Origin of the sequence: Acinetobacter tianfuensis (assembly GCF_003611465.1) — a bacterium.
Lineage (GTDB): Bacteria > Pseudomonadota > Gammaproteobacteria > Pseudomonadales > Moraxellaceae > Acinetobacter > Acinetobacter tianfuensis.
In genome coordinates, this window is sequence record NZ_RAXV01000076.1 from 1 (window position 1) to 2545 (window position 2545).

Sequence of the window (2545 nt, forward strand, 5' to 3'; positions counted from 1 at the left end):
TTATCTGCACCAAATTCAATTGCTGTGAGTAGTCAGGAAGATATTCATCTGTCAGCAGATGGGCAGATCAGCCAAAGTGCAGGCGATAGCATTAACTTCAGTAGCCAAAAATCTTTGATTGCCCATGCACAAAGCAAGATCAGTCTATTTGCAGCACAAGAAGGCTTAAGAGCTTATGCAGGCAAAGGCAAGGTTGAAATCCAAGCCCAAGGAGATGGGGCGGATTTGATTGCACGAAAGGGTGTTCAAATTATTTCGACGGAAGATACCGTGGAAATTAAAGCCAGTAAGAAAATAGTGCTGACCGCAGGCGGCAGTCAAATCGAAATCAGCAGTGCAGGGGTATTGCCAACGACTGCTGGAAAGTTTGAGGTGAAGGCGGGGCAGCATAAGTTTGAATCGGGCGGCAAAATTAACTTTGATGTTCCATATTTGCCAAGTAAGGATACATATTCCCATCAGTTTATTTTAAAGAATAATAAAGGAGCATTAATGCCAGATACGAATTATGTATTGACTGATATTAATGGAAAGAAAATTAGAGGAATAACGGATAAGGATTGTAAAACTAAGAGAATTTATACCTCTGAAAAAGAAAAATTTATTTTAGATATAGATGTTTAATATGAAAAATAGAAATTTTGAAACTGACTTAGAAAACCCACAAACAGAAGTTCAATTGGATGAATATTATGTTGTTATTGGAACGGAAACTAATCTGCCTGAATTAGCATATTTACCTAAAAAAACTTTTCTATTGAAAACTCGAAATCATCACGATTTAAAAACAGCTTTTCCTGAAAATAATGATACAGGTGAGTGGGGGCATGGTTTTTTCTATGTAATAAAAAATGATGAGGTATTTAGCTTCTTTAGTTACGGTCCTGCTGGTGATGGGAGTAATATCACTGGTAATATTTCAACTTGTGATTATCCTATAACAGAGGTTACACATTTGTATAGATTAAGAATTTCTGAAGAAAATGCAAAAAAAATAGCTATTGATGTAAATAAAATTAGAAAATTAAGTAATAGTTTTATTTTTGATGAAGAGAGAAAGGAATATGTAAATAATGAAACAATAGAAAAGGATAAAAAAAAATATAGAGCATTAACCAATTCAACATGTGCAAAAGAAGCTGAAAAGATTTTAAGGCGACATTTAGGGGAGAAAGTGCCTAAGGGAAATGGTTATGTAAAATATGGATTTTTTTCAATTCCTGCTGTAAATCCATATTCATGGTGGGAAAATTTACAAAAATCTCCATTGAAGCTAGAAAAATATCCAGAATTTCCAAAAACTGGGAAAGCTGAAATTATGCTTGGACAAGTACGTAAAGATGGTAAAGATGAGTTTGTTCATAGATTGTATGGACGCAATTTATCCTCATTTTATGAAGAAGATACTATTATTTGGAGAACTGGTGATGATGCAACAAAAGAGGAATATTGGATATTACAAATAGGTGATAAAGATCCATTGATAGAATGGGGATATCTAAATGATAAATAATTTTTTTATTCTTTTGCTACTGGTAATTTTTTGCCAATTTTCTAATGCTCATCCTAATGATATTCGGTTGTCTATAAATGAGAAGTTTGTTATGAATAGTCAAAATATGTGTGATACTTTTAATGGAATTATTAGTATTGTCAAAAGCAATAAATTAAATAGCAGCAAAATACTAGGACCATTTCAACAACACATTCTTAAGGATGGTCAAGTTGGAAGTTGGGGAATGTATATGCTTTCTAGGGATGTGTTAGGTATGCCTGGAAAGTTAGTTCTTTATCGCACAGAAAGTAAAATAACAGATTTAATATTGTCCCCATCTGCTAAGCATCACTTTAGTTCTAGCCTTTTCTTAAGTGAAAAGTGTCTTAGAGATGAAGCCATATCTTTTGTAAGTAGTGAAGAAGTAAATAATAAGGATTATAAATTTGTTAATGTTTTTTTATTATCCCAAAATGGTTTTAAATTAAAATTTAGATTTTTTTCTCAAGAAATATATAGTGAGAATGGGGTGGAGTTTAATAGGCTAACCATTAGAGTAGAATGATGTTAATTTTGAATGATTATTTTTTTATTTCTAAATGGTATTGTTGAAATAAGAAGTATTATCTAATAAAGCTAACCTGATGGTGCGGTTTTTAAGTGTATTGAGTTTAGTTGATTTTGATTTGGTTTAAATATTTTTTTGTTTTTAGAAAGCTTATGTGTTTTATTTTTAATCTATGAATTGAATTATGATTTATTTTTTTAGTGTTTTTAAGTTATTTTTTATGATGCTCATTAGCTCGACGGTATATGCTGATGAAGAACAAGAAGCATATTTATACGAGAAAAATAAACAAGCGCTTTTTTTAGGGGGTGTAATAGGGGGATTTTTCCATTTAATAGTACTGATTTTTCTAAAATAAAAGATCTAACTTTAAAATATAAATTGAAAAAAATTCATCGAAATCATGAAGAGCCTACATCGTTTAATTTTCTGATCGAAAATGAGGAAATTACAATGTACGGTGGAGGAAATAAAATTGTAAG

The 2545-nt window shown here is 31.2% G+C and carries 3 protein-coding genes; all 3 read left to right on the plus strand.

What is annotated here, in order from left to right:
- Positions 1-624: DUF2345 domain-containing protein (locus D7V32_RS16855; protein ID WP_147394243.1), on the plus strand; the 624-nt coding region annotated here is incomplete at its 5' end.
- A 1-nt stretch (position 625) separates the two neighbouring features.
- Positions 626-1513, plus strand: a complete 888-nt coding sequence (locus tag D7V32_RS16860) for a hypothetical protein (protein ID WP_147394244.1) — start codon at positions 626-628, stop codon at positions 1511-1513.
- 91 nt (positions 1514-1604) lie between these two features.
- Complete coding sequence (locus tag D7V32_RS16865) at positions 1605-2060, plus strand: hypothetical protein (RefSeq protein ID WP_147394245.1); 456 nt, start codon at positions 1605-1607, stop codon at positions 2058-2060.
- Positions 2061-2545 lie beyond the last annotated feature (485 nt).